The 22,043-nt window shown below is 67.9% G+C and carries 21 protein-coding genes; 13 read left to right on the top strand and 8 right to left on the bottom strand.

Features of this window, described 5'->3' with window-relative positions:
- Window positions 1-5: 5 nt before the first annotated feature.
- Window positions 6-1,607: a CYTH and CHAD domain-containing protein gene (locus tag ACZYRS_RS01545; RefSeq protein WP_463417867.1), complete on the bottom strand. Its 1,602-nt coding sequence runs from the start codon at window positions 1,605-1,607 to the stop codon at window positions 6-8.
- A 175-nt stretch (window positions 1,608-1,782) separates the two neighbouring features.
- Between ACZYRS_RS01545 and ACZYRS_RS01540 the strand changes: the two genes are divergently transcribed.
- Together ACZYRS_RS01540 and ACZYRS_RS01535 are read left to right on the top strand one after the other, a co-directional pair.
- Window positions 1,783-2,205 carry a VOC family protein gene (locus ACZYRS_RS01540; RefSeq protein ID WP_463417866.1) on the top strand — a complete coding sequence of 141 codons (423 nt, stop codon included), beginning with the start codon at window positions 1,783-1,785 and terminating at the stop codon, window positions 2,203-2,205.
- A gap of 155 nt (window positions 2,206-2,360) precedes the next feature.
- Window positions 2,361-3,425, top strand: a complete 1,065-nt coding sequence (locus ACZYRS_RS01535) for a pirin family protein (RefSeq protein WP_463417865.1) — start codon at window positions 2,361-2,363, stop codon at window positions 3,423-3,425.
- Between the two features lie 137 nt (window positions 3,426-3,562).
- On the opposite strand, the gene ACZYRS_RS01530 is transcribed toward ACZYRS_RS01535, so the two are convergent.
- Window positions 3,563-3,853: a YciI family protein gene (locus tag ACZYRS_RS01530; RefSeq protein WP_198785408.1), complete on the bottom strand. Its 291-nt coding sequence runs from the start codon at window positions 3,851-3,853 to the stop codon at window positions 3,563-3,565.
- A gap of 284 nt (window positions 3,854-4,137) precedes the next feature.
- Here ACZYRS_RS01530 and ACZYRS_RS01525 point away from each other — a divergent pair, with 284 nt between their 5' ends.
- Together ACZYRS_RS01525 and ACZYRS_RS01520 are read left to right on the top strand one after the other, a co-directional pair.
- Entirely contained in the window at window positions 4,138-5,205 is a 1,068-nt protein-coding gene (locus tag ACZYRS_RS01525; RefSeq protein ID WP_463417864.1) for a M4 family metallopeptidase, read from the top strand.
- Window positions 5,202-5,537 (top strand): protealysin inhibitor emfourin, encoded by a 336-nt coding sequence (locus ACZYRS_RS01520; protein ID WP_463417863.1) that lies wholly within the window; start codon window positions 5,202-5,204, stop codon window positions 5,535-5,537. Before ACZYRS_RS01525 ends, ACZYRS_RS01520 begins: the two co-directional genes overlap by 4 nt.
- A 15-nt stretch (window positions 5,538-5,552) precedes the next feature.
- Here ACZYRS_RS01520 and ACZYRS_RS01515 read toward each other — a convergent pair whose 3' ends face one another.
- On the bottom strand, window positions 5,553-6,881 hold the full coding sequence (locus tag ACZYRS_RS01515) for an Nramp family divalent metal transporter (protein WP_463417862.1): 1,329 nt from the start codon (window positions 6,879-6,881) through the stop codon (window positions 5,553-5,555).
- Between the two features lie 116 nt (window positions 6,882-6,997).
- On the opposite strand from ACZYRS_RS01515, the gene ACZYRS_RS01510 reads away from it, so the two are divergent.
- The 5 genes from ACZYRS_RS01510 to ACZYRS_RS01490 all read left to right on the top strand — a co-directional run bounded on the left by ACZYRS_RS01510 (window position 6,998) and on the right by ACZYRS_RS01490 (window position 9,920).
- A complete protein-coding gene (locus tag ACZYRS_RS01510) occupies window positions 6,998-7,306 on the top strand; it encodes a putative quinol monooxygenase (RefSeq protein ID WP_198785411.1) in 309 nt (102 codons plus the stop codon).
- Window positions 7,307-7,398: 92 nt separating this feature from the next.
- Entirely contained in the window at window positions 7,399-8,004 is a 606-nt protein-coding gene (locus ACZYRS_RS01505; RefSeq protein WP_463417861.1) for a YajG family lipoprotein, read from the top strand.
- Between the two features lie 15 nt (window positions 8,005-8,019).
- A complete protein-coding gene (locus ACZYRS_RS01500) occupies window positions 8,020-8,619 on the top strand; it encodes a hypothetical protein (protein ID WP_463417860.1) in 600 nt (199 codons plus the stop codon).
- A 179-nt stretch (window positions 8,620-8,798) separates the two neighbouring features.
- Complete coding sequence (locus ACZYRS_RS01495; RefSeq protein ID WP_463417859.1) at window positions 8,799-9,299, top strand: hypothetical protein; 501 nt, start codon at window positions 8,799-8,801, stop codon at window positions 9,297-9,299.
- Between the two features lie 27 nt (window positions 9,300-9,326).
- On the top strand, window positions 9,327-9,920 hold the full coding sequence (locus tag ACZYRS_RS01490) for a hypothetical protein (protein WP_463417858.1): 594 nt from the start codon (window positions 9,327-9,329) through the stop codon (window positions 9,918-9,920).
- 68 nt (window positions 9,921-9,988) lie between these two features.
- Here the strand turns inward: ACZYRS_RS01490 and gap are convergent, their stop codons facing one another.
- Both gap and ACZYRS_RS01480 read right to left on the bottom strand, forming a co-directional pair.
- Window positions 9,989-10,990 (bottom strand): type I glyceraldehyde-3-phosphate dehydrogenase, encoded by a 1,002-nt coding sequence (gap, locus tag ACZYRS_RS01485; protein WP_463417857.1) that lies wholly within the window; start codon window positions 10,988-10,990, stop codon window positions 9,989-9,991.
- 61 nt (window positions 10,991-11,051) lie between these two features.
- Window positions 11,052-13,154, bottom strand: coding sequence for a transketolase family protein (locus tag ACZYRS_RS01480; protein WP_463417856.1), 2,103 nt, complete (start codon window positions 13,152-13,154; stop codon window positions 11,052-11,054).
- A 147-nt stretch (window positions 13,155-13,301) separates the two neighbouring features.
- Between ACZYRS_RS01480 and speD the strand changes: the two genes are divergently transcribed.
- The 3 genes from speD (at window position 13,302) to ACZYRS_RS01465 (ending at window position 15,938) form a co-directional block, all read left to right on the top strand.
- A complete protein-coding gene (speD, locus tag ACZYRS_RS01475; RefSeq protein WP_463417855.1) occupies window positions 13,302-13,685 on the top strand; it encodes an adenosylmethionine decarboxylase in 384 nt (127 codons plus the stop codon).
- Between the two features lie 145 nt (window positions 13,686-13,830).
- Window positions 13,831-14,544 carry a nucleotidyltransferase family protein gene (locus ACZYRS_RS01470; RefSeq protein WP_463422438.1) on the top strand — a complete coding sequence of 238 codons (714 nt, stop codon included), beginning with the start codon at window positions 13,831-13,833 and terminating at the stop codon, window positions 14,542-14,544.
- Entirely contained in the window at window positions 14,541-15,938 is a 1,398-nt protein-coding gene (locus tag ACZYRS_RS01465) for an aminopeptidase P N-terminal domain-containing protein (protein WP_463417854.1), read from the top strand. The genes ACZYRS_RS01470 and ACZYRS_RS01465 overlap by 4 nt, the downstream gene beginning before the upstream one ends.
- Here ACZYRS_RS01465 and ACZYRS_RS01460 read toward each other — a convergent pair.
- Window positions 15,880-16,854: a LysR family transcriptional regulator gene (locus ACZYRS_RS01460; RefSeq protein ID WP_463417853.1), complete on the bottom strand. Its 975-nt coding sequence runs from the start codon at window positions 16,852-16,854 to the stop codon at window positions 15,880-15,882. The genes ACZYRS_RS01465 and ACZYRS_RS01460 overlap by 59 nt on opposite strands.
- A 130-nt stretch (window positions 16,855-16,984) precedes the next feature.
- On the opposite strand from ACZYRS_RS01460, the gene ACZYRS_RS01455 reads away from it, so the two are divergent.
- Window positions 16,985-18,052 (top strand): aldo/keto reductase, encoded by a 1,068-nt coding sequence (locus ACZYRS_RS01455; protein ID WP_463417852.1) that lies wholly within the window; start codon window positions 16,985-16,987, stop codon window positions 18,050-18,052.
- Window positions 18,053-18,151: 99 nt separating this feature from the next.
- On the opposite strand, the gene ACZYRS_RS01450 is transcribed toward ACZYRS_RS01455, so the two are convergent.
- Window positions 18,152-19,504, bottom strand: coding sequence for an esterase-like activity of phytase family protein (locus tag ACZYRS_RS01450; RefSeq protein WP_463417851.1), 1,353 nt, complete (start codon window positions 19,502-19,504; stop codon window positions 18,152-18,154).
- 72 nt (window positions 19,505-19,576) lie between these two features.
- Window positions 19,577-21,910, bottom strand: a complete 2,334-nt coding sequence (gene pbpC, locus ACZYRS_RS01445) for a penicillin-binding protein 1C (RefSeq protein WP_463422437.1) — start codon at window positions 21,908-21,910, stop codon at window positions 19,577-19,579.
- Window positions 21,911-22,043 lie beyond the last annotated feature (133 nt).

Below are 22,043 nucleotides of genomic sequence, written 5' to 3'. Positions count from 1 at the left end.
GCCGGCTACTTCCAGAACCGCGGCGCCTCGTCGATCCCGCCCAGCGCCTTGCGGCACGTCTTTGCATGGACCGCATGCCTCGCGCTGAACCAGCCGACCGCAAACCACGCGCGCCCATCGCGCTCGGTGGCTTCGCGGTAGAGCGCGAGCGCGACGGCTTCGTCGTTGAATTCGCCCAGCGCGTCCTGCGCGGGGCGCAGGTGCTTCAGGTAGCGCTCGGCGGCTGAGGACGACTTTTCATCGGCATCGAACAGCGGGGCGACAAACTCCGCGAGGTAGCGCAGGCGCTTGAGCCGCTTGCGCACGCGGTGCTGGCTTTCGGTGCCGAGCGACTCGAAGCGCTTGCCGTCGCGCACCGCTTGCTTGTGCAGGTGCTGGAGGCGCTTGCGCAGGAGGCGGCGGGCGTCGTTCAGGCTCATCGGGGCCGGCGCCGGAGGGGTTTCGTCGGTCTTTTCGGCGTCGGAGGCCTCCGGCGCGGCTTCCGGTTCCGGCGCAGCGGCGGTGAAGCCGATCAGCGAAACCAGCACCGACTGGAACGCCGGCGCACGGACGATGTCGCCAGGGGACGGCGCATCGGCCGCCGCCGCGTCGCCGCCCGCCAGCGGATCGAACTCCGGCGCCCCCGCTTCGCGCAGTTGCGGCTGCGCGAGCTTCACCACCTGTTCGCGATCGCGCAGGTCGCCGAGCGCGCGGAAGGCATCGACCAGCGGCGGCTCCCATCGGGCCGCGTCGAAAAGGCCGCTGCCCGCATCGAGCCCCGCCAGTTCGCGCAGCGCGGTGCGCAGGCGCCGGATGCCGATGCGCAATTGGTGGATCTGCTCTTCATCGGTGCTGCCCGCCGCGATCTCGCTGGCGTTGGGCAGCATCTGCGCGAGGCACGACGCGACGATGGCCTGCTGGATCGCGCGGCCGTCGAGCCTGTCCTTGCCTTCGGGAAAGCGCGGTGTCTCGGCCTTCACGGCCGCCACGACCTCGACCTTCGCCAGCAGCCGCGCGCCGCGCTCGGCCTTGGACACGGTGCTGAACCACAGCGCGTGCTGCTGCGACCAGCGGCGCGCGAGTGCCACGAGCCCCTGCACGTCGCCGCGCTTGAGTTCGAGCTCCAGCTCGCACACGGGCGATTCGGACTGCTCGGCCGTGCCGGCGTGCGCCACGACCTTGCCGACATCCAGCGCCATCTCGACGACCGCGCCTCCGGGCTCCGCAACGCGCACGTCGCGCGTGAGCCGCACGATGTCGGTGGACTGCCGCTCGACCAGCGGCGCGCCGCTCGCGGCCAGCGCCTTGGCGAGCCGGTCGCCCACGGGCGTGCCCTGGTGGCGCTGCGGGTCGATGCTCGGTGCTGCGGCAGCGGTGCCGAGTTCGACGTTGTGCTCCAGCCGGTGCAGCGCGTTGTCGCCCGTCGCCTTGACGGTCTGCACCCAGCGCCGCCCCTCCTTGCGAAGGCGCAACACGATGCCCTCGGCGGCGAGCGCCTGATCGGCGGTGTCGAAATAGCGCGCCTGCAGGCGGGTGCGCACGACGGTGCCGCGCCGCAGCGCCGCCTCGACGGCCTTCAGCCGGTTGGCCGGAATCTGAAACTTGAACTCGATTTCCATGGCGGCCATGATGCCCCGCCTTCTTCGGCCCGCACGCAATCTCCCGAGGGCCCGACCGGGCAAAAAACAAAGATCTGAAAAATCATGTGGACGCCGTCCATTTTCTTTGCTATCGTTTGTGGACGGTGTACACAACACACCGGCAAACCTCCAGATCCAGCCCTTCATCGACACAGGAAACACCATGGCCAACAAGCAGATCTTCGTGAACCTCCCCGTCAAGAACCTCGAGAAGACCAAGACGTTCTTCGCCGCGCTGGGCTACACCTTCAACGCACAGTTCACCGATGCGAATGCCGCCTGCATGGTGATCGAGAAGGACAGCATCTTCGCAATGCTGCTGGTGGAGGACTTCTTCAAGACCTTCACCACCAAGCGCATCACCGACACGAGCACGAGCACCGAGGTGCTGGTGTGCCTGTCGTGCGAGAGCCGCGCCGAGGTCGACGCACTGGTCGCCAAGGCGGTGGCCGCCGGCGGCACCACGCCGCGGGAACCCCAGGACTACGGCTTCATGTACGGCCACGGCTTCCAGGACATCGACGGCCACCTCTGGGAGCTGATGTACATGGACCCGAACGCGGTCGTCCAGCACCAGAACTCCTGACGCCCCGGCGCTGAGGAACAAAAGCGATGCCCATCGTTCCATACGCGCTCTTCACTGTTGCAGGGAAGGCCCCTACCGGAAGGCGCAGGCGCCCCGATATTCCATCCATTGGCACGGCATCATCGGCCGAGCCCCCCATGGAAAGGAATAGCCACATGTCCGACAACAACAACAACAAGGGTCCCATCGTCCAGGTCAAGCCGCTCGGCTTTCCCTGGCAGACGATCGACCCGTTCCTGTTCTGCGTCTATCACGACGACGCCTACCCCAAGGCCAACGGCCGCATGGGCCCCGAGGCGTCGCTCGCGGGCCGCCAGATCGGCCAGGACTTCAGCCGCAAGGACGGCTGGAGCATGTACCACGGCGACACGGTGCCGGGCTTTCCCTCGCACCCGCACCGCGGCTTCGAGACGGTGACCATCGTGCGCAAGGGCCTGGTCGATCACTCCGATTCGCTGGGCGCCACCGCGCGCTTCGGCGGCGGCGACGTGCAGTGGCTCACGGCCGGCAAGGGCATCGTGCATTCGGAGATGTTCCCGCTGCTCGATGCAGGCGCGCCCAATCCGCTGGAGCTCTTCCAGATCTGGCTCAACCTGCCTGCCAAGAACAAGATGGCCGAGCCGCACTTCACGATGTTCTGGTCGGACGCGATTCCGCGCTTCGCCTCGGACGACGCGAAGGGCGGGCGCACCGAGGTGGCGGTCATCGCGGGCCGGCTTGGCGAAGCCGGCAACGGGCCGGAGCCCATCCAGCCGCTCGCGCCGCCGCCCGCCTCATGGGCCGCTGAGGCCGATGCCGACGTGGCGATCTGGACGATCAAGATGACGCCCGGCGCGCAATGGACGCTGCCGCCCGCCACGGGCGAGGGCACGCGGCGGATGCTCTATTTCTTCAAGGGCGCGGCCGCGCAGATCGGCGGCGAGCGCATCGAAGGACCGGTGGCGGTCGAGCTGCGCGCGGATGCGGCCGTCGAGCTGGTCAACGGCGACGACGACAGCGAGTTCCTCGTGCTGCAGGGCCGCCCGATCGCCGAGCCGGTGGCGCAGTACGGCCCCTTCGTGATGAACACCCAGGCCGAGATCAGCCAGACCATGGCCGACTACCGCCGCACGCAGTTCGGCGGCTGGCCCTGGGACGACTCGGCGCCGGTGCACGACGCCAAGGCCGCGCGCTTTGCGCGGCACCCGGGCGGCCGAGAGGAAGTGCCGGCAGCGACGTAAGACCCGGGGGTCTTGTCGCGAAACACCGCGGAACCGGCTTCGCCGGGCCGCAGGTGTCGCCCCCGGTAGGGGGTTGGCGAAGCGACACGAAGTGCGCGGAGCCTGGGGGCGAGCCCAATGTTCTGGGGCGAGTTCGATCAGAACGTCTTGATGACCTCGATGCTCGGGGCGGTCATGCTGGGGACGAATTCCGTCACGTCCATCCGCGCCACGCCGCCCTGTACGAACGGGTCGCGCGCCAGCACCGCTTCGAGCGCTTCGCGGTCGCCCGACCGCGCGAGGATGACGCCGCCCGTGCGCGGCACCTGCCGGCCCGACGCCACGAAGAGGCCGCTCTCGTAGTGCTTCTTGAGCCAGACCATGTGCGGGTCCATCAGCGCATCGACTTCTGCCAGGGGGCGGGTGTAGGTGAGGGTGACGATGAACATGGGCAGGATGGCGTGAATACGGAAAGCCCCAATCCTATGCCTTGGCGGGGTACCTACCGCGCGAGAGTGTGCGCGTGCGTAACCGAACGCCTGCACGCTATTCGATCACCACGCCGCCTTCTTTCGCCAACTTCGCGAATCTGGCGGTTTCCTCGCGGATCTGGCGAGCCATGTCCTGCGGCGGGCGGTTCGCTGACCACTGGAAAGAGAAACCGCCACGGCCCGCGCCCGTGGCTTTCTGCTACCGTATTTTTCATCGCTGACCGCTCACCGGAGACCTGCCCATGCCGCTTCGCCCGCCATCGATCCTGCCGCCCAGCTTCGTACCGCCGTACCTGCTGGACCGGCTCGCGGCGCACGCCGATGCACCGGTCAGCGCCCGCGCGGCCAACACGCTGATGATCGACCGCGAGCACCGCGGTCTGCGCGAATTCATCGCGCCCAAGGTGGCGTCGGGCCCCGCGCCGCAGTACGCCAAGCGCGGCTCGCCCGAGCGCAAGATCCATGACGCGGGCAACACCACGCAACTGCCCGGCAAGCTGATCCGCAGCGAGGGCCAGGCGGCCAGCAAGGACCTCGCGGTCGACGAGGCCTACGACGCCCTGGGCGCCACCTGGCGGCTGTACCACGACATCTACGCGCGCGACTCCATCGACGCTGGTGGCATGCCGCTCACGGGCAGCGTGCACTACGGCAACGACTACGACAACGCCTTCTGGAACGGCACGCAGATGGTGTTCGGCGATGGCGACGGCGAGGTGTTCAACCGCTTCACCATTGCCGTGGACATCATCGGCCACGAGCTCACGCACGGCGTGATCGATCACGAGTCCGGGCTGGTCTACCAGGGCCAGTCGGGCGCGCTCAACGAATCGATCTGCGACGTGTTCGGCGCGCTGGTCAAGCAGCACGTGCTCCAGCAGACCGCGCAGCAGGCCGACTGGCTGGTGGGCGCGGGGCTTTTCAAGGAAACGGTGAAGGCGCGCGCGCTGCGCTCGATGGCCGAGCCCGGCACCGCTTACGACGACCCGGTGCTCGGCAAGGACCCGCAGCCCGCGCACATGAAAGACATCGTCGTCACGCGGCAGGACAATGGCGGCGTGCACATCAATTCCGGCATTCCGAACCGCGCCTTCCATCTCGCCGCGACCGCCATCGAAGGCCCGGCGTGGGAGACGGCCGGGCGCATCTGGTACGACACCGTGTGCGACCGCCGGTTGAAGCAGGACGCCGATTTCGCCGCCTTCGCCGAACTGACCGTGAGTGCCGCCGCCAAGCGCTTCGGCGCCGGCAGCGCGGCGCACAAGGCGGTCATCGCCGCATGGAACACCGTGGGAGTCACCGCATCATGATCCACTTGCCGCCCCTGACCGAAGCCACCGTCGTGCGCGTGACGCGCGAGGGCGGCATTGCCTACATGCCCGGCCTCGCACGGCCGCGCAGCTTCCAGCTGGGCGATTGCACCGAGGAGTTGCGCCAGCAGATCGACGACGCGCTGCAAAGCGCGATGCCGCATGCCGAGGAAAGCGGCGCCACGTCGCCGGGCGGCGACCAGCGCGTCTACCGCGTGGAGGTGGTGATGGAAAACACGGCCACCGCCAGTTCGGTCAGCTTCGACGTGCCCGAGACCGAAGCGCCCGCAGCGCTGGTGCACCTGTGGAAGGACGCCGGCAAGCGCCGCTGACCTTGCGCTTTTTCCTCAGCCCTTGCCGAGGACGACGGAGCCGATCAGCCACACGTTGGCCGCGCTGATCACACCGAAAAGGCCCCAGGCCAGCAGCTTCACCACCGGGCCGTTGGCAAAGCCGCCCATCATGCTGCGGCTGCTCGTGAAGCGGATCAGCGGCCACATCGCAAAGGGCAGCTGGAAGCTCAGCACCACCTGGCTGAGCACCAGCATCTTGCCCACGCCGCCGTCGCCGAACCACCAGACGCCGAAGAACGCCGGCCCGAGCGCGAGCGCGCGCGTGAGCAGGCGCCGCTGCCAGCACGGGATCTTCAGGTCGAGAAAACCTTCCATGATGATCTGGCCCGCGATGGTGCCGGTGAAGGTCGAGCTCTGGCCCGAGGCCAGCAGCGCGATGCCGAACAGCGTGGCCGCGAATGCGCTGCCCACGATAGGTTCGATGAGCCGGTAGGCATCGTCGATCTCGGTCACGTCCTGGTGGCCGGTCGCGTGGAAGGCGCTGGCCGCGAGCACCATGATGGCCGCGTTGACCAGGAGCGCGAGGGACAGCGACACCACCGCATCGAGCGTGCAGAAGCGCACCGCCTCGCGGCGCGCCGCATCGGTGTCGGCGATGAGCCGCGTCTGCACGATGGACGAATGCAGGTACAGGTTATGCGGCATCACCGTCGCGCCGACCACGCCGATCGCAAGGTACAGCGCGCCGGGCTGCTGCAGCCGCTCGAAGCTCGGCACAAAGCCCATCGCAACGCCGAACCAGTTGGGCTGCGACATCGCGAGCTCCACGATGAAGCAGCCCGCGATGGTGCCCACCAGCCCGAGCACGATGGCCTCCACGCGCCGGAAGCCTGCACCCTGCAGGCCCAGCACGAGCAGCGTGTCGAAGGCCGTGATGGCGATGCCCACCGGAATCGACACGCCGAACAGCAGGTGCAATGCGAGCGCACTGCCCAGCACCTCGGCGAGGTCGCAGGCCACGATGGCCAGCTCTGCGCCGAGCCAGAGGAAGCGGTTCACGCGCGGCGAATAGTGCTCGCGGCAGGCGCGCGCCAGGTCCTTCTGCGCGACCAGCCCGAGCCGCACGCACAGCGTCTGCAAGAGCATCGCCGCCAGGCTCGCGAGCAGCACCACGAAGAGCAGGCCGTAGCCGAAACGCGAGCCCGCCTCGATGTCGGTCGCCCAGTTGCCCGGGTCCATGTAGCCCACAGAAACCAGGAGGCCCGGACCCGCGTAGCGCAAGAGCTTCTTGCCGAAAGGCAGGTCCTGCGGAACCGCCACGCTGCCCTTGACTTCGGAGGGGCAGAAGGGTGCAGTGGCCGTGCGGGGGAGCGGGAAGAACATGCGCGCGATGATAGGGGGCGCATCGGGTCACGCGCGGGACCGACACCAAAGCGTCGGATCTTTTAGATTCGACGCTCGCCGTCCAACAACCATCACAACCATCCGGAGCCATTCCAATGATTCACGTAGTCGCTGTCATCAACGCCAAGCCCGGCCAGCGCGCCCAACTGCTCGAAGCCTTCGCCGCAAACCGCGCGGCCGTGCTGGCCGAAGAGGGTTGCATCGAGTACGGCGCGACGATCGATGCGCAGGGCGTTCCGCCCTCGAAGGCCAGCTTCGGGGCCGACACTTTCGTCGTCGTCGAGAAGTGGGAAACGCTCGCCCACCTGCAGGCGCACGCCGTCGCGCCGCACATGAAAGCCCATGGCGAGAAGACCAAGGAGCTGGTCGAGAGCAAGCTGATCCACGTCCTCGAACCGGTCTGAGGTTCTTCCCTTAGCGGCCTTCGCGCGCGGCGCGAGGCGTGCTACCTTCGCGCCGGGAGCAGAAGACATCTCGGACGAGGGGGACTCGAGACATGGCGATCGTTTTCAGACCGCATGGTTTCCGCCTGCACGCTTTCGCCGCGAGGCTCGGCGCATGCGCCGCGGTGCTGCTCGCGGCCGGTTGCGCGCAGCTCGGCGCACCGCCTTACGCCGCCGACTACGAGGCGCTCGATCGCCTCGAGGCCAACAACCCCGGCAAGGTGGCGGTCGCCAAGGTGCAGCCGACCGACCCCAACGACAAGATCAACACGCTGAGCCTGCGCCGCGCAAAACTCGTGTCGCCCAGCGGCACCTTCGCGCAGTACCTCGAAGACGCGCTGATGCGCGACCTGAGCGAGATCGCGGTCTACGACCCGAAGGCGCCGACGCGCATCGCGGCGCGCATCGTCGTCAACGAACTCGACCTGGGCGTGATCAACGGCACCGGCCGCATGGACGTGGAGGTCACGGTCACGCGCGATGCGGCGCAGAAGCTGCGCAAGACCTACCGCGGCGAGATCGCCTTCGATTCGAGCTACGCGAACATCGTGGCCGTGCCCGCCGGGCAGGCCGCGTATCCGAGGCTGGTGCGTGCGCTGCTGCGGCAGATGTATGCCGATCCGCAATTCGTGGCGGCCATCGCGACGTCAGCGCCATAAAGCCGGAGAAGCACCATGTCGTTTCTTCTTTCTTCTCCGATGCCCCGCCTGGCTGCCGCGCTGGCAACCGCTGCCCTCCTGGCCGGCTGCTCCCACCCGATCACGATGATCACGGAGACGGCGCCGCCGCGCTCCGTCGCCCACCTCATCCCGAAGAAGGTCGCGTATGTGATGACCGATGCGCAGCGCGACCTGCAGGTCACGACCGCCGGCGGCAGCGGCGACCGCGTGAGCTACTACCCATACCGCGACCTGGAAAAATCCATTCGCGATGCCCTGCGCGGGGTCTACCGCAACGTGATCGTCGTGCGCACCGCGAGCGATGCGAAGGCCAATGAAGCAGCGGGCGTGTCGCTGGTATTCACGCCGCAGATCAAGACGGATTCGAGCTCGTCCTCATGGGTCACCTGGCCGCCCACTGCGTTCACGGCCGAGGTGTCGTGCGTGGTGACGGACACCGCGGGCGCCGAGGTCACGCGCGTGCGCGCGACCGGCAACGGCACGGCGGAATTCGGCGAGTTCAATGGCGACTACGGGCTGGCCGCGCGACGCGCGGCCAGGCAGATGACTTCGCAGCTGAGCAGCGAGATTCGGAGGAACGAGAAGCTGCGCTGAGTGCGTTGCCGCGTCGGGCCCAGCGGCAGTCTGTGTGACGAAATACCGCGCTTCGGTCGTAGCACCGTGTTACCGTTCCGTCTCCAAAACAACCCATAGAGGAGGAGAGCGTGACAGTAACTCGCATGCATGGATTTGCCTTCTGCGCCTTGGCCGTCCTGGCCACAGGGTGCGCACAGTTGAAGGCACCGCCCTACGCGGCGGACTACGAAGCCCTTGACCGGCTCAAGGCAAGCAAGCCGGCCCCCGTGGCAGTGGTCAAGGTGCAGCCGACCGATCCGAACGATCCGGTCAACAACCTCTCGCTGCGCGGCGCGCGCCTGATTTCGCCCAGCGGCACATTCGCCAAGTATCTCGAGGACGCGCTGGTGAATGACCTCAAGGAAGTGTCGGCGTACGACGCGAAATCGCGCACGCGAATCGACGCACGCATCCTCAACAACGAGATCAGCGTGGGGAACATCGTCACCGGCACAGGTGTGATGGAGGTCCAGATCGAGGTCACGCGCGAAGGTGTGCAGCGCCTGAAGAAAACCTACAAGGCGAACACCAGCTTCGAGTCGAGCTTCGCGGGCATCGTGGCCATCCCTGCAGGGCAGGCCGCCTACTCGGATCTCGTGCGCACGCTGCTGCGGCAGGTGTATGCCGACCCCCAGTTCGCCACCGCCCTCGCTTCCTAAAAAAACAGAACCCGGAGAAGAAATTTCATGTCCATCGTTTCCAGAATCCTTCGCGTCGCCACGGCGTTCGCTGTGGTGGCCGTGCTCGCAGGCTGCGCGCATCCCATCAATGTCGGCACCGACACCTCGCCGCCGCGCGTGGAAGCCAACCTGATCCAAAAGAAGGTGGCCTACACCATGACCGACGCCCAGCGTGCCCTGCAGGCCGTGACGCCAGGCGGCGGCGGCGACCGGATCAGCTACTACCCGTACCGTGACCTGGAGAAGTCGATCCGCGATGCGCTGCGCGCGGTCTACCAGGACGTGGTTGTCCTCAAGTCCACCGCGGACGCCAGTGCCGTCCAGGCATCGGGCGCCTCGCTTGTGTTCACGCCCGAGATCAAGACCGATTCGGGCTCGCCGTCGCCCTTTACCTGGCCGCCCACGTACTTCACGACCGAGGTGTCGTGCGTCGTGACCGACCCGTCGGGCGCCGAGATCACCCGCGTCAAGGCATCGGGCCGGGGCGAAGCGGAGTTCAGCGAGTTCAAGGGCGAGTTCGGTCTCTCCGCAAAGCGCGCTGCGACCAAGGTGGCCACCGAGCTCAGCAGCGAGATCGCCAGGAACGAGAAGCTGCGCTGAGCGGCCCTGTCATCCGACCCATGAAAAAACGCGCCCGAGGGCGCGTTTTTCATTGAAGCCGCGAAGCCTTACTTCGACACGACCTTCACCATCTCCAGGCACTTGTTCGAGTAGCCCCATTCGTTGTCGTACCAGCTCACGAGCTTCACGAAGGTGCTGTCCAGCGCGATGCCGGCTTCGGCGTCGAAGATCGAGGTGCGCGGGTCGCCGCGGAAGTCGGTGGCCACCACCTTGTCTTCGGTGTAGCCCAGCACGCCCTTGAGCGCGCCTTCGCTCTGTGCCTTCATTTCGGCGCAGATTTCCTTGTACGTGGCTTCCTTCTCGAGCTCGACCACGAGGTCGACCACCGACACGTCGGAGGTCGGCACGCGAAAGCTCATGCCCGTGAGCTTCTTGTTGAGCTCGGGGATCACCACGCCCACGGCCTTGGCAGCGCCGGTGCTCGAGGGAATGATGTTTTCCAGGATGCCGCGGCCACCGCGCCAGTCCTTGTTGCTCGGGCCGTCGACGGTCTTTTGCGTGGCGGTGGCGGCGTGCACGGTGGTCATCAGGCCGCGCTTGATGCCCCACTTGTCGTGCAGCACCTTGGCCAGCGGTGCCAGGCAGTTGGTGGTGCAGCTGGCGTTGCTGATGATGGCTTCGCCGGCGTACTTCTTGTCGTTCACGCCGTAGACGAACATGGGGGTGTCGTCCTTGGACGGTGCCGAGAGAATCACCTTCCTGGCGCCCGCGTCGATGTGCTTTTGCGCCGTTTCCTTCGTGAGGAAGAGGCCGGTCGACTCGAGCACGACGTCGGCGCCGACTTCGTTCCACTTGAGCTGCGACGGGTCGCGCTCTTGCGTGAGGCGGATCTTCTTGCCGTTGACGATCAGCGTGTTGCCTTCGACCGTCACTTCGCCCTTGAAGCGGCCATGCACCGAGTCGTACTGGAGCATGTAGGCGAGGTAATCGGGCTCGAGCAAGTCGTTGATGGCAACGATCTCGATGTCGTTCTTGAAGTTCTGCACCGCTGCGCGCAGCACGTTGCGACCGATGCGGCCGAAGCCGTTGATACCGAGTTTGATAGCCATCTGACTTGCTCCTAAGGTTGAAAAATTCGTGATCGGACGGGAAGAAGAACGCCGGGGACGATCAGTCCCGCAGCGCCGCTTCCACGGTGGCGGCGACGTTTTCCGCGGTGAACCCGAAATACTTGAACAGCTCCGGCGCCGGTGCCGATTCGCCGTACGTGTCGATGCCCACGACGGCCGCGCAGCCGTACTTCCACCAGCCGCCGGTGCAGCCCATCTCGACGGCGATGCGCGGGATCTTCTTGGGCAGCACGGCCTTCTTGTAAGCAACGTCCTGGCGGTCGAAGGTGGTGGTCGAGGGCATCGACACCACGCGCACGGCGATCTTCTTGTCGGCCAGCAGCTTCTGGGCGGCCAGCGCGAGCGGCACTTCGGAGCCGGTGGCGATGATGACGGCGGCCGTCTTCTTGCTCTTGAGGCCCACGGTCTCGGGCTCGGACAGCACATAGGCGCCGCGGCTGATGTCGCCCAGTTCCTTCTTCGGCGCGTAGGCGATGTTCTGGCGGCTCAAGAGCAGCGCGGTCGGGCGCGACTGGTTCTGCAGCGCCACGGCCCAGGCCACGGCGGTTTCGGCCGTGTCGCCCGGACGCCAGACGTCCAGGTTCGGAATCAGGCGCAGCGATGCGGCGTGCTCGATCGACTGGTGCGTCGGGCCGTCTTCGCCCAGACCGATGGAGTCGTGCGTGAACACGTGGATCACGCGGCGCTTCATCAGCGCGGCCATGCGGATGGCGTTGCGGCTGTAGTCGCTGAAGGTGAGGAAGGTGCCGCCGTAGGGGATGTAGCCGCCATGCAGCGCCACGCCGTTCATGATGGCGGCCATGCCGAACTCGCGCACGCCGTAGTTGATGTGGCGGCCGATGGTGCCGTGCGGTGCTTCGGCGGGCGCTTCGGGCTTGGCTTCGTCTTCGGCGCCTTGCTTGGCTTCGACGGCCGGCACGTTCATGACCACGGCGCCGGTCTTCGCATCGAAGCGGAGAGCCGCGGTGCTCTTGGTGTTGGTGAGGTTCGAGCCGGTCAGGTCGGCGCTGCCGCCGAGCATTTCGGGCAGCGCCGCCGTGAAGGCTTCCAGCGCGAGCTGGCTGGCCTTGCGGCTGGCCACGGTCTCGCCCTTGGTGTGGGCGGCGACCACGGTGTCGAACGCGACCTGGTGGAATTCCTTGGGCAGCTCGCCCTTCATGCGGCGGGTGAACTCGCCGGCCAGGTCGGGGAAGGCCACGGCGTAGGCGGCGAACTTCTCGTTCCAGGCGGCTTCGGTCCTGGCGCCTTCGTCCTTGTGGTCCCAGTCGGCGTACACCTCGGCCGGGATCTCGAAGGGCGCGTAGTGCCAGTCGATCGCGTCGCGGGTGAGCTTGATTTCTTCGGCGCCCAGCGCCTCGCCGTGCGCCTTGGAGGTGCCGGCGCGGTTCGGGCTGCCCTTGCCGATGACGGTCTTGCAGTTGATGAGCGTGGGCTTGTCCGTCGACTGCTTGGCCTTGGCGATGGCCTTGGACACGGCCTTGGCGTCGTTGCCGTCGATCGGGCCGATCACGTGCCAGCCATAGGCGTGGAAGCGCTCGGCGACGTTGTCGATGTACCAGGGCTTGACCTGCCCGTCGATGCTGATGCCGTTGTCGTCGTACAGCGCGATCAGCTTGTTCAGGTGCCAGGCGCCGGCCAGGGCGCAGGCTTCGTGGCTGATGCCTTCCATCATGCAACCGTCGCCCAGGAACGCGTAGGTGTGGTGGTCGACGATGTCGTGGCTCTTGCGGTTGAATTCGGCCGCGAGCAGCTTTTCGGCGAGCGCGAAGCCGACCGCGTTGGTGATGCCCTGGCCCAGCGGGCCGGTGGTGGTTTCCACGCCGGGGGTCACGTCGATCTCGGGGTGGCCGGCGGTCTTGCTGTGCAGCTGGCGGAAGTGCTTGAGCTCTTCCATCGGCAGGTTGTAGCCCGTGAGATGCAGCACCGAATACAGCAGCATCGAGGCGTGGCCGTTGGACAGCACGAAGCGGTCGCGGTCGAACCAGTGCGGGTTGGCCGGGTTGTAGCGCAGGTGCTCGCCCCAGAGTGCGACGGCCATGTCGGCCATGCCCATCGGTGCACCGGGATGTCCGGAATTTGCTTGTTGGACGGCATCCATAGCCAGAGCGCGGATTGCGTTGGCCATCAGGGCGTGGTTTGCCATGTGCGGTGGACTTTCGGAGGGAAAAGGAAAGGTTGGGGGCGGGAGAACCCGCGATTTTACCGGGCGAGCCCCGGCCGGCCTCGATACGCCCAGAACACCCTTCCGATGTTCTCTTGTGCACCGGGCCGGCTGCTAGAGTTGCCACCCATGCATGGGTTGCACCTCACCGCCGATCTCCACGACTGCCGATGCGGTCTCCAATGGCTCACCGACGGGGCCGCCCTCGGGGCGGTCTGCATCAAGGCGGTGTCGGCCGCGGGGCTGCAAGCGGTGGGCAAGATCGTCCACGCCTTTCCCGCGACGCCGCAAGGGCCGGGCGGGGTGACGGCCACGGTGCTGCTGGCCGAATCGCACCTGTGCATCCACACCTGGCCCGAGCAGCGCGGCGTGACGCTGGACGTGTACGTGTGCAACTTCGGCGGCGATCATTCGGCAAAAGCGCATGCGCTGATGGAGTGCCTGGTCTCGCTGTTCCAGCCGACTCACAGCGAGCGCAACGAGCTGCAGCGCGGCCGCATCGCAGCAATATGAAGCTCGCCCCCAGGCTTCGCGCACTGCGTGTCGCTTCGCCCACCCCCTACCGGGGGCAACACCTGAGGCCCGGCAAAGCCGGTTCCTCGGTGTTCCCCGCGAAGAGCGGCGCATGAGCACATCGACACTCGGTTCCGTGCGGGCGATGATCCTGGCCGCAGGCCGCGGCGAACGCATGCGGCCGCTGACCGACGCCACCCCAAAGCCCCTGCTCCAAGTGCGCGGCAAGCCGCTGATGCAGTGGCCGATGGAGGCGCTGGCCAACGGCGGATTCACGCAGCTGGTCGTCAATACGGACTGGCTCGGCGCGCAGATTTCGGCCAGGTTTGGCGCGAACCCCTTGCTGGACGGGCATGGCGCGCTATCGATTTCATATTCCGACGAGGGCCGCGACTTCGGCGGCGCGCTCGAGACGGCAGGCGGCATCGTGCGCGCGCTGCCGCTTTTGGGCGAGGTGTTCTGGGTCGCAGCCGGCGACGTCTTCGCGCCCGAATTCCGCTTCACGCAGGCTGCGGTCGACCGCTTCCTGGCCAGCGGCAAGCTGGCGCACCTGTGGCTGGTGCCGAACCCGGCGCACAACCTCAAGGGCGATTTCGGCCTGTCCGCCGAAGGGCTCGCGCTGAACCAGGCCGCCGAGAAGCACACCTTCTCGACCATCGGCCTCTACCGCGCCACGCTGTTCGCCCCGCCGTACTGCGACATTCCCGCCGGCAACCCGGCCGGCGTCAAAGCCCCGCTCGCGCCGATCCTGCGGGCCGCGATGGACAATGAACGCGTGAGCGCCGAGCTCTACACCGGCCCCTGGACCGATGTGGGAACCCCCGAACGGCTTGCCCAACTGAACACCACGCCAAGATGACCTCCGCAGACACCACCACGATCTACGCTGAGCGCCGCGCGCGCCTCGCCTCGCACCTGGGCAAGGACGGCATCGCCATCATCCCGACCGCGCCCGAGCGTCCGCGCAACCGCGATACCGATTTCCTGTACCGCCACGACAGCTACTTCTATTACCTGACCGGCTTCACCGAGCCGAACGCCTGGCTGGTGCTGGCCGGCGACGGCCGCGCCACGCTGTTCTGCGCGCCGAAGGACCTGGAGCGCGAGATCTGGGACGGCTACCGCCTGGGCCCCGAGGCGGCGCCAGCGGCGCTCGGCGTGGACGAGGCCTTTTCGGCCACCGACCTCGACGCGAAGTTGCCCAAGCTGCTGGAGAACCGCTCGACCGTCTGGTTTCCGTTCGCCATCCACAAGGGGCTGGAAACGCGCATCGACGGCTGGCTGCAGTCGGTGCGCGCGCGCGTGCGCTACGGCGCGCTGTGCCCCGAGGAGCAGCGCGACCTGTGCGGCCCGCTCGACGAGATGCGCCTCGTGAAAGACGTGCACGAGCAGGACATCATGCGGCGCGCCGCGCAGATCAGCGCCCGCGCCCACGTGCGCGCGATGCAGCTGTCGTCGCGCATGTTGCGCGAGGGCAAGGACGTGCGCGAGTACCACCTGGACGCCGAGCTGCTGCATGAATTCCGCTTCGGCGGCTCGCAGTACCCGGCGTATTACTCCATCGTCGCGGCCGGCGCCAACGCCTGCGTGCTGCACTACCGCGCCGACGCCGCGCCGCTGCGCCCGGGCGAGCTGGTGCTGATCGATGCGGGCTGCGAGCTGGACGGCTACGCGAGCGACATCACCCGCACCTTCCCGGCCGACGGCAAGTTCACTGGTCCGCAGCGCGCGCTGTACGACCTCGTGCTCGCGAGCCAGGATGCCGCGGCCGCCGCCACCAAGGCCGGCAACCGCTTCACCGACCCGCACGACGCCGCGGTGCGGGTGCTGGCGCAGGGCATGCTCGACTTCGGCCTGCTCGATGCGAACAAGGTCGGCAGCGTTCAGGATGTGATCGACTCGCGCGCCTACTTCCAGTTCTACATGCACCGCACCGGCCACTGGCTGGGCATGGACGTGCACGACTGCGGCAGCTACGTGGAGCCCACGCAGGTGGGCGAGGTGAGCGAGCGGAAAGATCCTCTCTCCAACGAAGTCATCAAGAACCGCCCGAGCCGCATCCTGCAGCCGGGCATGGTGCTCACGCTGGAGCCGGGCATCTACGTGCGGCCCGCCGAGGGCGTGCCCGAGCAGTTCCACAACATCGGCATCCGCATCGAGGACGACGCGATCGTCACGGCCACCGGCTGCGAACTCATTTCGCGCGGCGTGCCGGTGAAGGCGGACGAGATCGAGGCGCTGATGCGGGCTTGACGGCGCGCTGCGACACCGGCGGCGGCGCATGCCGTGCCTGCAGGAAGTCGATGAACACCCGCAGCTTGCGCGGCATCTGCGCGCGGCTCGGGTGGTAGAGATAGAAGCCCGGAAAGGTCGGCCACCAGGGCTCCAGCAGCGGCACGAGGCGGCCGCTCTCGAAGTCGGCGCGCACCGCGTCCTCGAACGCCACCATGATGCCCGCGCCCGAACGCGCGGCCGCCAGCAGCACGTCGCTGTCGTTGCTGACCAGCGGCCCGGCCACCTCGACGTCGAGCGCGCGGCCGTCCTGCGCGTATTCCCACCGGTAGAGCCCGCCCGTGGTCAGGCGGTAGTTCAGGCACTGGTGCGCGCGCAGGTCCTCGGGTGACCTGGGCAGCGTGCGGCCCGCGAGGTAGCGCGGCGAGGCGAAGGTCACCATGCGCTGCGGCCCGCCCACGGGCACGGCCACCACGTGCTGCGCCAGGCTCTCGCCGAGCCGGATGCCTGCGTCGAAGCCGCCTTCCACCAGGTCGACCATGCGGTTGTCGCAGACCAGCTCGATCGTGATGTCGGGATAGGCCTGCGCGAAGTCGCCGAAGTGCGGATAGAGCAGCAGCTCGGCCGACACGCGCGCGGCATTCAGGCGCAGCAGGCCGGCCGGCTTGTCGCGCGCCTCGTCGATGCCCTCCACCGCCTGCGCCAGCGCGTCCAGCCCCGGCCGCGCGCCCGCGAGGAATTGCTGGCCCAGCTCGGTGACGCCGACGCGCCGCGTGGTGCGGTCCAGAAGGCGCACGCCCAGGCGCTGCTCGAGCGTGCGCACGGTCTGCGACAGGGCGGAGGGCGACACGCCCAGTTCCTGCGCGGCGCGCGTGAAGCTGGCGTGGTGGGCCACCCGTGCGAAGGCGGCGATGGCGGGGAGCAGTTCGGGCGACATGCCTGCAATTATGAAGACCGGCTTCACAAAGCATCCGCCCAGGCGGGCTTTTTCCGAATCAATGCCGGCACTACCTTCGAGGCCATGGCGATGCAGCCGCGTCGCCGCCCACCTCGAAAGGACATTCACCATGAAGCTGGACAACTACCTCACCCTCGGCCGCTCGGGCCTGCGCGTCAGCCCCATGTCGCTGGGCACCATGACCTTCGGCCAGGAGTGGGGCTGGGGCGCCGATGCCGGCGAATCGCGCCGCATGTTCGACGCCTACGTGGCGCGCGGCGGCAACTTCATCGACACCGCCAACTTCTATACCAACGGCAGCTCGGAGCGCCTGGTCGGCCAGTTCATCGCGGACAGGCGCGAGTCGGTGGTGGTCGCCACCAAGTACTCGCTCAACATGCAGCCGGGCAACCCCAACGCGGGCGGCAACCACCGCCGCAACATGGTCCGCTCGGTGGAGGCGAGCCTGCAGCGCCTGGGCACCGACTACATCGACCTGCTGTACCTGCACATCTGGGACGACCTCACGCCCTTCGAAGAAGTGATGCGCGCCTTCGACGACCTCGTGCGCTCGGGCAAGGTGCTCTATGCGGGCATCTCGGACACGCCGGCCTGGCAGATCGCGCGCATGCAGACGCTGGCCGAGCTGCGCGGTTGGGCGCCGCTGGTGGCGCTGCAGATCGAGCACAGCCTCATCGAACGCACCGTGGAGCGCGAGCTGCTGCCGATGGCGCACGAGCTCGGCCTGGGCGTGATGGCGTGGTCGCCGCTGGGCAGCGGCGTGCTGACCGGCAAGTACACGCGCGCCGACCTCGACCACACGCAAAGCCCCACGGCCGGCGTGACCGGTTCGCGCAAGGACGTGGCGGCCGGCAACGGCGCGCTGCATGCGCGCTCGCTCGACATCGCGGACGTGGTCGCGCAGATCGCGAAGGAGCAGGACCGCTCGCCGGCGCAGATCGCGCTGGCCTGGCTGCTGCACCGCAGTGCGCCGACGGTGATGCCGATCATCGGCGCGCGCACCTTCGCGCAGTTCGAGGACAACCTGGGCGCGCTCGACGTGACGCTCGACAGTTCGGCGCTGCACCGCCTCGACGCGGTCAGCGCCATCAAGCTGGGTTTTCCGCACGACTTCATGGCGCTGCCGATGACGCAGGGCGTGCTGTCGGGCGGCGCTTCGGTGCGGCGGCCGGCGTGAAGCGGCTGATGATCGGCGCCGGCGGCGCCATCGGCTGAGCTGCGGCGCGTCACCGGCGCATCGCGATCTCTTCCGACCCCGTGCCGACGCCCCCGGCGTTTACTTCGCCTGCAGCAACGCGCCCACTTCAAGCAACACCAGCTCGTTGTCGTCCGCCTTGTTCGGCTCGCGGCTGCTCGAGAACGGCAGGTTGTTGTCGTTGCCGACCACGATGTGCGTGGCGTCGATCACCTCGACGTTCTCGATCGTGAAGAACGGGAACTTCAGCACGCCGTCGTTCAGCGGCTTGCGCGCGAGCTTGTCCGGGTCGGCGATGTTCAGGAGGTCGATATAGCCGATCTTGCGCACCGCGCCGCCCACGTTCGCATCGCTCAGCTCGACCTTGTAGACGCGCTTGAACTTCGCGATGTCGTGGAAGCAGTCGGCGCGCTTCTGGCCTTCGGGGCAGGCCTTGTCGCTCGTGCCTTCGCCGTTGTCGCGCTCGATGATGAGGCCCGTGGTGGCGTCGATCATGTTGAAGTCGCCGATGGCGTTGCCGTTGGCTTCAAGCGCGTACTTCCAATGACGGCCCGTCCATTTCTCGGACGCCACGTCGAACTCCAGCACGCGCAGCGCCTCCTTGCCGTCGAGCTTCTCGTAGTCCTTGGTCTCGGCGTTCCACACTGGGCCTTCGAGCAGCGCGTAGAGCTTGCTGCCGTCCTTGGACGAGGCCATGCCTTCGAAGCCCTTGGAGCGCTTGATCTGGAAATCGACCGCGCCACCGGGCACGCCAGGCGTCGTCACTGCCGGATGATCGGGCGAGCGCACGACCTTGCCATCGACCTGCGTGTCGAACACCGCGAGCACCTTGCCCTTGAGGTCGGCCTTGATCAGGAAGGGGCCGAACTCCTCGCCGATCCACAGCGCGCCACCCGCGAACTGGAAGCTCTCGGGATCGAAGTCCGACCCCGTCAGATAGCGCTGCTTCGTGCCTTCGTGGACGATACGAAACGGCACCTTCTTGTCCGGGTCGTGCAGGAAGATCGTGCTCAGGCGATTGAACTTGCCGCTCTTGAAGTCCACCTTGTAGTGGTTCAGGTAGAGCATGAAGTCGGGCGAGTTGGCCTTTGCGCCGGCGCCGTTGTCGGTGAGGATCCAGAACGAGCCGTCGTCCATCTTCTTGATGCCCGAGTGGCCCTGCAGCGGCTGGCCCTTGAAGGGCACCGCCACGCCCGTGCCACGGCCGCCCGAGAGCCCTTCGATGGTGCCCAGCGCCTCGACGCGCTTGCCCGAGGTGAACTTGCCGCTCGCCTGCAGGTCGGCCGGCGCGTCCTTGGGCGCGGCGACGAAGCTCTGCGCGGGCAGCACGGCGTGGCCGGCGAGCGTGGCGGGGAAGGCGGTCTGCGCGGCCGCGCCGCCGCAGGCGAGTGCGGTGGCAAGGGCGACGAAGGAAAGAGGGGCAAGACGCGTCATGGGCAGGAGAAAGGTTCAGTCGAAACGCGAGACCATGCCGAGCCCACGTGACGGCGGCGTGACATCGATGCGCTAAGGCGCGATGTCGACGATTACTTCACGTGACTCGGCGCGGCCCTGGTCGTCGACTGCGCGCAGCACGTAGCGCCGGCCCGAGTCGGCCATGTCGGGCATCCACGTGATGCCTTCGCCGGGCGCTGCCTTGCCGATCAATGCATCGTCGGCGAACCAGTAGATCGCCTGCGTGCCGGCGGCCGCCTCGGCGCGCAGCACGAGCGGCTCGGGCTTCTTCACGCGCAGCGTGTGCCGCACGCCGCGCAGGGGCGAGGTGATGAGCGGCGCCGTCTCCGAGGCATTGCCCTTCTCGCAGCCATCGGCCGGCAGGCTCGCGCGCGGCAGGCCGGCCTGGCGGAACAGCCGGCGCATGTCGCTGCCCCATTGCTCGACCACCTGCTGGCGCGCATTGGGCTGCGGCCCGCACACCACCTTGCCGGTCGTCTCGTCCACCCACACCGCGCGGTGCAGGTTGCTGACCTGGATCGGCGACTTGCCCGCGATGAACCACGTCGTGGTGCGCACCGGGCACAGCGCATCGGGCAGGCCGCCCGTCGCGGCGCACACCTCGACCTGTCGCAGATCGGGCGGCTGCCGCGCCGCGATTTCGCCCGGGTCCAGCCGCTCGGCGCGCAGCGCATCGACCATGCGCAGGAAGAGCGGCGCGGCCGCATCGACGCCCACCAGCGCGGGGTTGCTCGCGCCGTCGAAGTTGCCGACCCACACCACCAGCACATGGCGGCCGAACACGCCCGCGGTCCACGCATCGCGAAAGCCCCACGAGGTGCCCGTCTTCCATGCGATGGCGGGGCGCGCGGGCAGCGTGGTGTCGGGGCGCGGCGTGTGGCGCAGCATGTCGAGCGTGATGAACGACGCCTCTTCGCTCAGGAGGCGCAGCGGTTGCGCGGGCCGCTCGTCGGGCGCGGGCTGCGTGTAGCGAATCGGCTGCGAGATGCCGCCATTGGCCAGCGTCGCGTACAGGCCCGCAAGCTCCTCGGGCGTGACCTCGCCGCCGCCCAGCACGAGCGCGAGGCCGTAGTGCGATTCGCTCTGCAGCTTCTGCACGCCCGCGAGCCGCATGAAGTCGTAGAGCCCGGGTTTCGAGAGCTTTGCGGCGACGGCCACCGCGGGAATGTTGCGGCTGCGGATCAACGCCTCCTGCGCGGGCAGCGGGCCGGCGAAGCGATGGTCGAAGTTCTCGGGCGTGTAGGGGCCGAACGATGTCGGCGCGTCCTTGAGCATGGTCTTCGGATGCAGCAGCCCCTGGTCGAGCGCGAGCGCATAGATGAAGGGCTTGAGCGTGGAGCCCGGCGAGCGCTTGGCCTGCGTGCCGTTGACCTGCCCCGCGATGGCGTCGTTGTGCCAGTCGGCCGAGCCGATCAGCGCGCGCACCTGCATGGTCGAGGCATCGAGCAGCAGCGCGCTCGCATTGGTCATGCCCACGTCGGCGTGCGTGCGCAGGTACTGTCCCATCACGCGTTCGAGCGTGGCCTGCATGCGCAGGTCGATGGTGGTGCGCACCTCGTTCTGTGGAGCCCCCACGCTCGGCACTTCGTGTCCTCGCTGCCCCCCGAGGGGGCGCCGTCCGCCTTGGGGCGGCCCGGCGGCGGACTCGCCGCGCTCCTGCGCGAGCAGCATGTCGGTGGCGTGCGGCGCGAGAAAGGGAAGGCTGCCGCGCGATTGGGCCGAGAGCGCGAGTTGCGCGTCAGGCGCATGTTGCTTCGCAGTCGGGTCGCGCTCGGCCCACAGCGCCCAGAGGCGCTCGCGCGCCGATTGCAGCTCGGCATTGCGGCCGCGCTCGGCGATGCGCTTGACCGGGTTCTGCGGAATCACCGCGAGCGTCAGCGCTTCGGGCAGGCTGAGTTTGGCGGCGTCCTTGCGGAAGTAGATGAGGCTCGCGGCCTGCACGCCTTCGATGTTGCCGCCGTAGGGCGCGGTGTTGAGGTAGGCCTCGAGGATCTCGCGCTTGCCGAAGCGCGCCTCCAGCCAGAGCGCCGCGCCGATCTGCGCGATCTTGCCCAGCGCCGTGCGGCTGTCGATGCCGTAGACGCGCCGCGCGAGCTGCATCGTGAGCGTCGATCCGCCCTGCCTGCGCTCGCCGCTCGCGATCCGCCAGGCGCTGCGCGCGAGCGCGGCCGGGTTGACGCCGGGGTGCGCGTAGAAGCGGCGGTCTTCATAGAGCAGCACCGCATCGACCAGCGTCGGGGAGATGCGATCGAGCGGCACCCAGAGGCGGTATTGCTCATCGCCCGCGAGCGTGAGGCGCAAGAGCTCGCCGCCTTGCGCGTACACGGCGCGCGAGCTGCCGACGGTTTCGCTCAGGGGCGCGTGCGGCCAGAAGCGCAGCAGCATGAGCAGCAACGCCACAGCTGCGAAGCCGACCACAGCCTTCCTGCCTCTTCCCCTCTTGCTCCCTCTCCCGCTTGCGGGAGAGGGTTGGGGTGAGGGCAACGGCGGCTGATCAGGCAACGTGGTCATGGCGGCG

The sequence above is a fragment of the Variovorax sp. AC194 genome (assembly GCF_979257995.1).
This window is presented reverse-complemented; position numbering and strand designations above follow the sequence as displayed.

What these genes read in the sequence shown, in the direction of transcription:
- ACZYRS_RS01545 (WP_463417867.1), bottom strand. Translation starts at nt 1,607, where the DNA reads ATGGCCGCCATGGAAATCGAGTTCAAGTTTCAGATTCCGGCCAACCGG.
- ACZYRS_RS01540 (WP_463417866.1), top strand. Translation starts at nt 1,783, where the DNA reads ATGGCCAACAAGCAGATCTTCGTGAACCTCCCCGTCAAGAACCTCGAG.
- ACZYRS_RS01535 (WP_463417865.1), top strand. Translation starts at nt 2,361, where the DNA reads ATGTCCGACAACAACAACAACAAGGGTCCCATCGTCCAGGTCAAGCCG.
- ACZYRS_RS01530 (WP_198785408.1), bottom strand. Translation starts at nt 3,853, where the DNA reads ATGTTCATCGTCACCCTCACCTACACCCGCCCCCTGGCAGAAGTCGAT.
- ACZYRS_RS01525 (WP_463417864.1), top strand. Translation starts at nt 4,138, where the DNA reads ATGCCGCTTCGCCCGCCATCGATCCTGCCGCCCAGCTTCGTACCGCCG.
- ACZYRS_RS01520 (WP_463417863.1), top strand. Translation starts at nt 5,202, where the DNA reads ATGATCCACTTGCCGCCCCTGACCGAAGCCACCGTCGTGCGCGTGACG.
- ACZYRS_RS01515 (WP_463417862.1), bottom strand. Translation starts at nt 6,881, where the DNA reads ATGTTCTTCCCGCTCCCCCGCACGGCCACTGCACCCTTCTGCCCCTCC.
- ACZYRS_RS01510 (WP_198785411.1), top strand. Translation starts at nt 6,998, where the DNA reads ATGATTCACGTAGTCGCTGTCATCAACGCCAAGCCCGGCCAGCGCGCC.
- ACZYRS_RS01505 (WP_463417861.1), top strand. Translation starts at nt 7,399, where the DNA reads ATGGCGATCGTTTTCAGACCGCATGGTTTCCGCCTGCACGCTTTCGCC.
- ACZYRS_RS01500 (WP_463417860.1), top strand. Translation starts at nt 8,020, where the DNA reads ATGTCGTTTCTTCTTTCTTCTCCGATGCCCCGCCTGGCTGCCGCGCTG.
- ACZYRS_RS01490 (WP_463417858.1), top strand. Translation starts at nt 9,327, where the DNA reads ATGTCCATCGTTTCCAGAATCCTTCGCGTCGCCACGGCGTTCGCTGTG.
- gap (WP_463417857.1), bottom strand. Translation starts at nt 10,990, where the DNA reads ATGGCTATCAAACTCGGTATCAACGGCTTCGGCCGCATCGGTCGCAAC.
- ACZYRS_RS01480 (WP_463417856.1), bottom strand. Translation starts at nt 13,154, where the DNA reads ATGGCAAACCACGCCCTGATGGCCAACGCAATCCGCGCTCTGGCTATG.
- speD (WP_463417855.1), top strand. Translation starts at nt 13,302, where the DNA reads ATGCATGGGTTGCACCTCACCGCCGATCTCCACGACTGCCGATGCGGT.
- ACZYRS_RS01470 (WP_463422438.1), top strand. Translation starts at nt 13,831, where the DNA reads ATGATCCTGGCCGCAGGCCGCGGCGAACGCATGCGGCCGCTGACCGAC.
- ACZYRS_RS01465 (WP_463417854.1), top strand. Translation starts at nt 14,541, where the DNA reads ATGACCTCCGCAGACACCACCACGATCTACGCTGAGCGCCGCGCGCGC.
- ACZYRS_RS01460 (WP_463417853.1), bottom strand. Translation starts at nt 16,854, where the DNA reads ATGTCGCCCGAACTGCTCCCCGCCATCGCCGCCTTCGCACGGGTGGCC.
- ACZYRS_RS01455 (WP_463417852.1), top strand. Translation starts at nt 16,985, where the DNA reads ATGAAGCTGGACAACTACCTCACCCTCGGCCGCTCGGGCCTGCGCGTC.
- ACZYRS_RS01450 (WP_463417851.1), bottom strand. Translation starts at nt 19,504, where the DNA reads ATGACGCGTCTTGCCCCTCTTTCCTTCGTCGCCCTTGCCACCGCACTC.
- pbpC (WP_463422437.1), bottom strand. Translation starts at nt 21,910, where the DNA reads ATGCTGCTGCGCTTCTGGCCGCACGCGCCCCTGAGCGAAACCGTCGGC.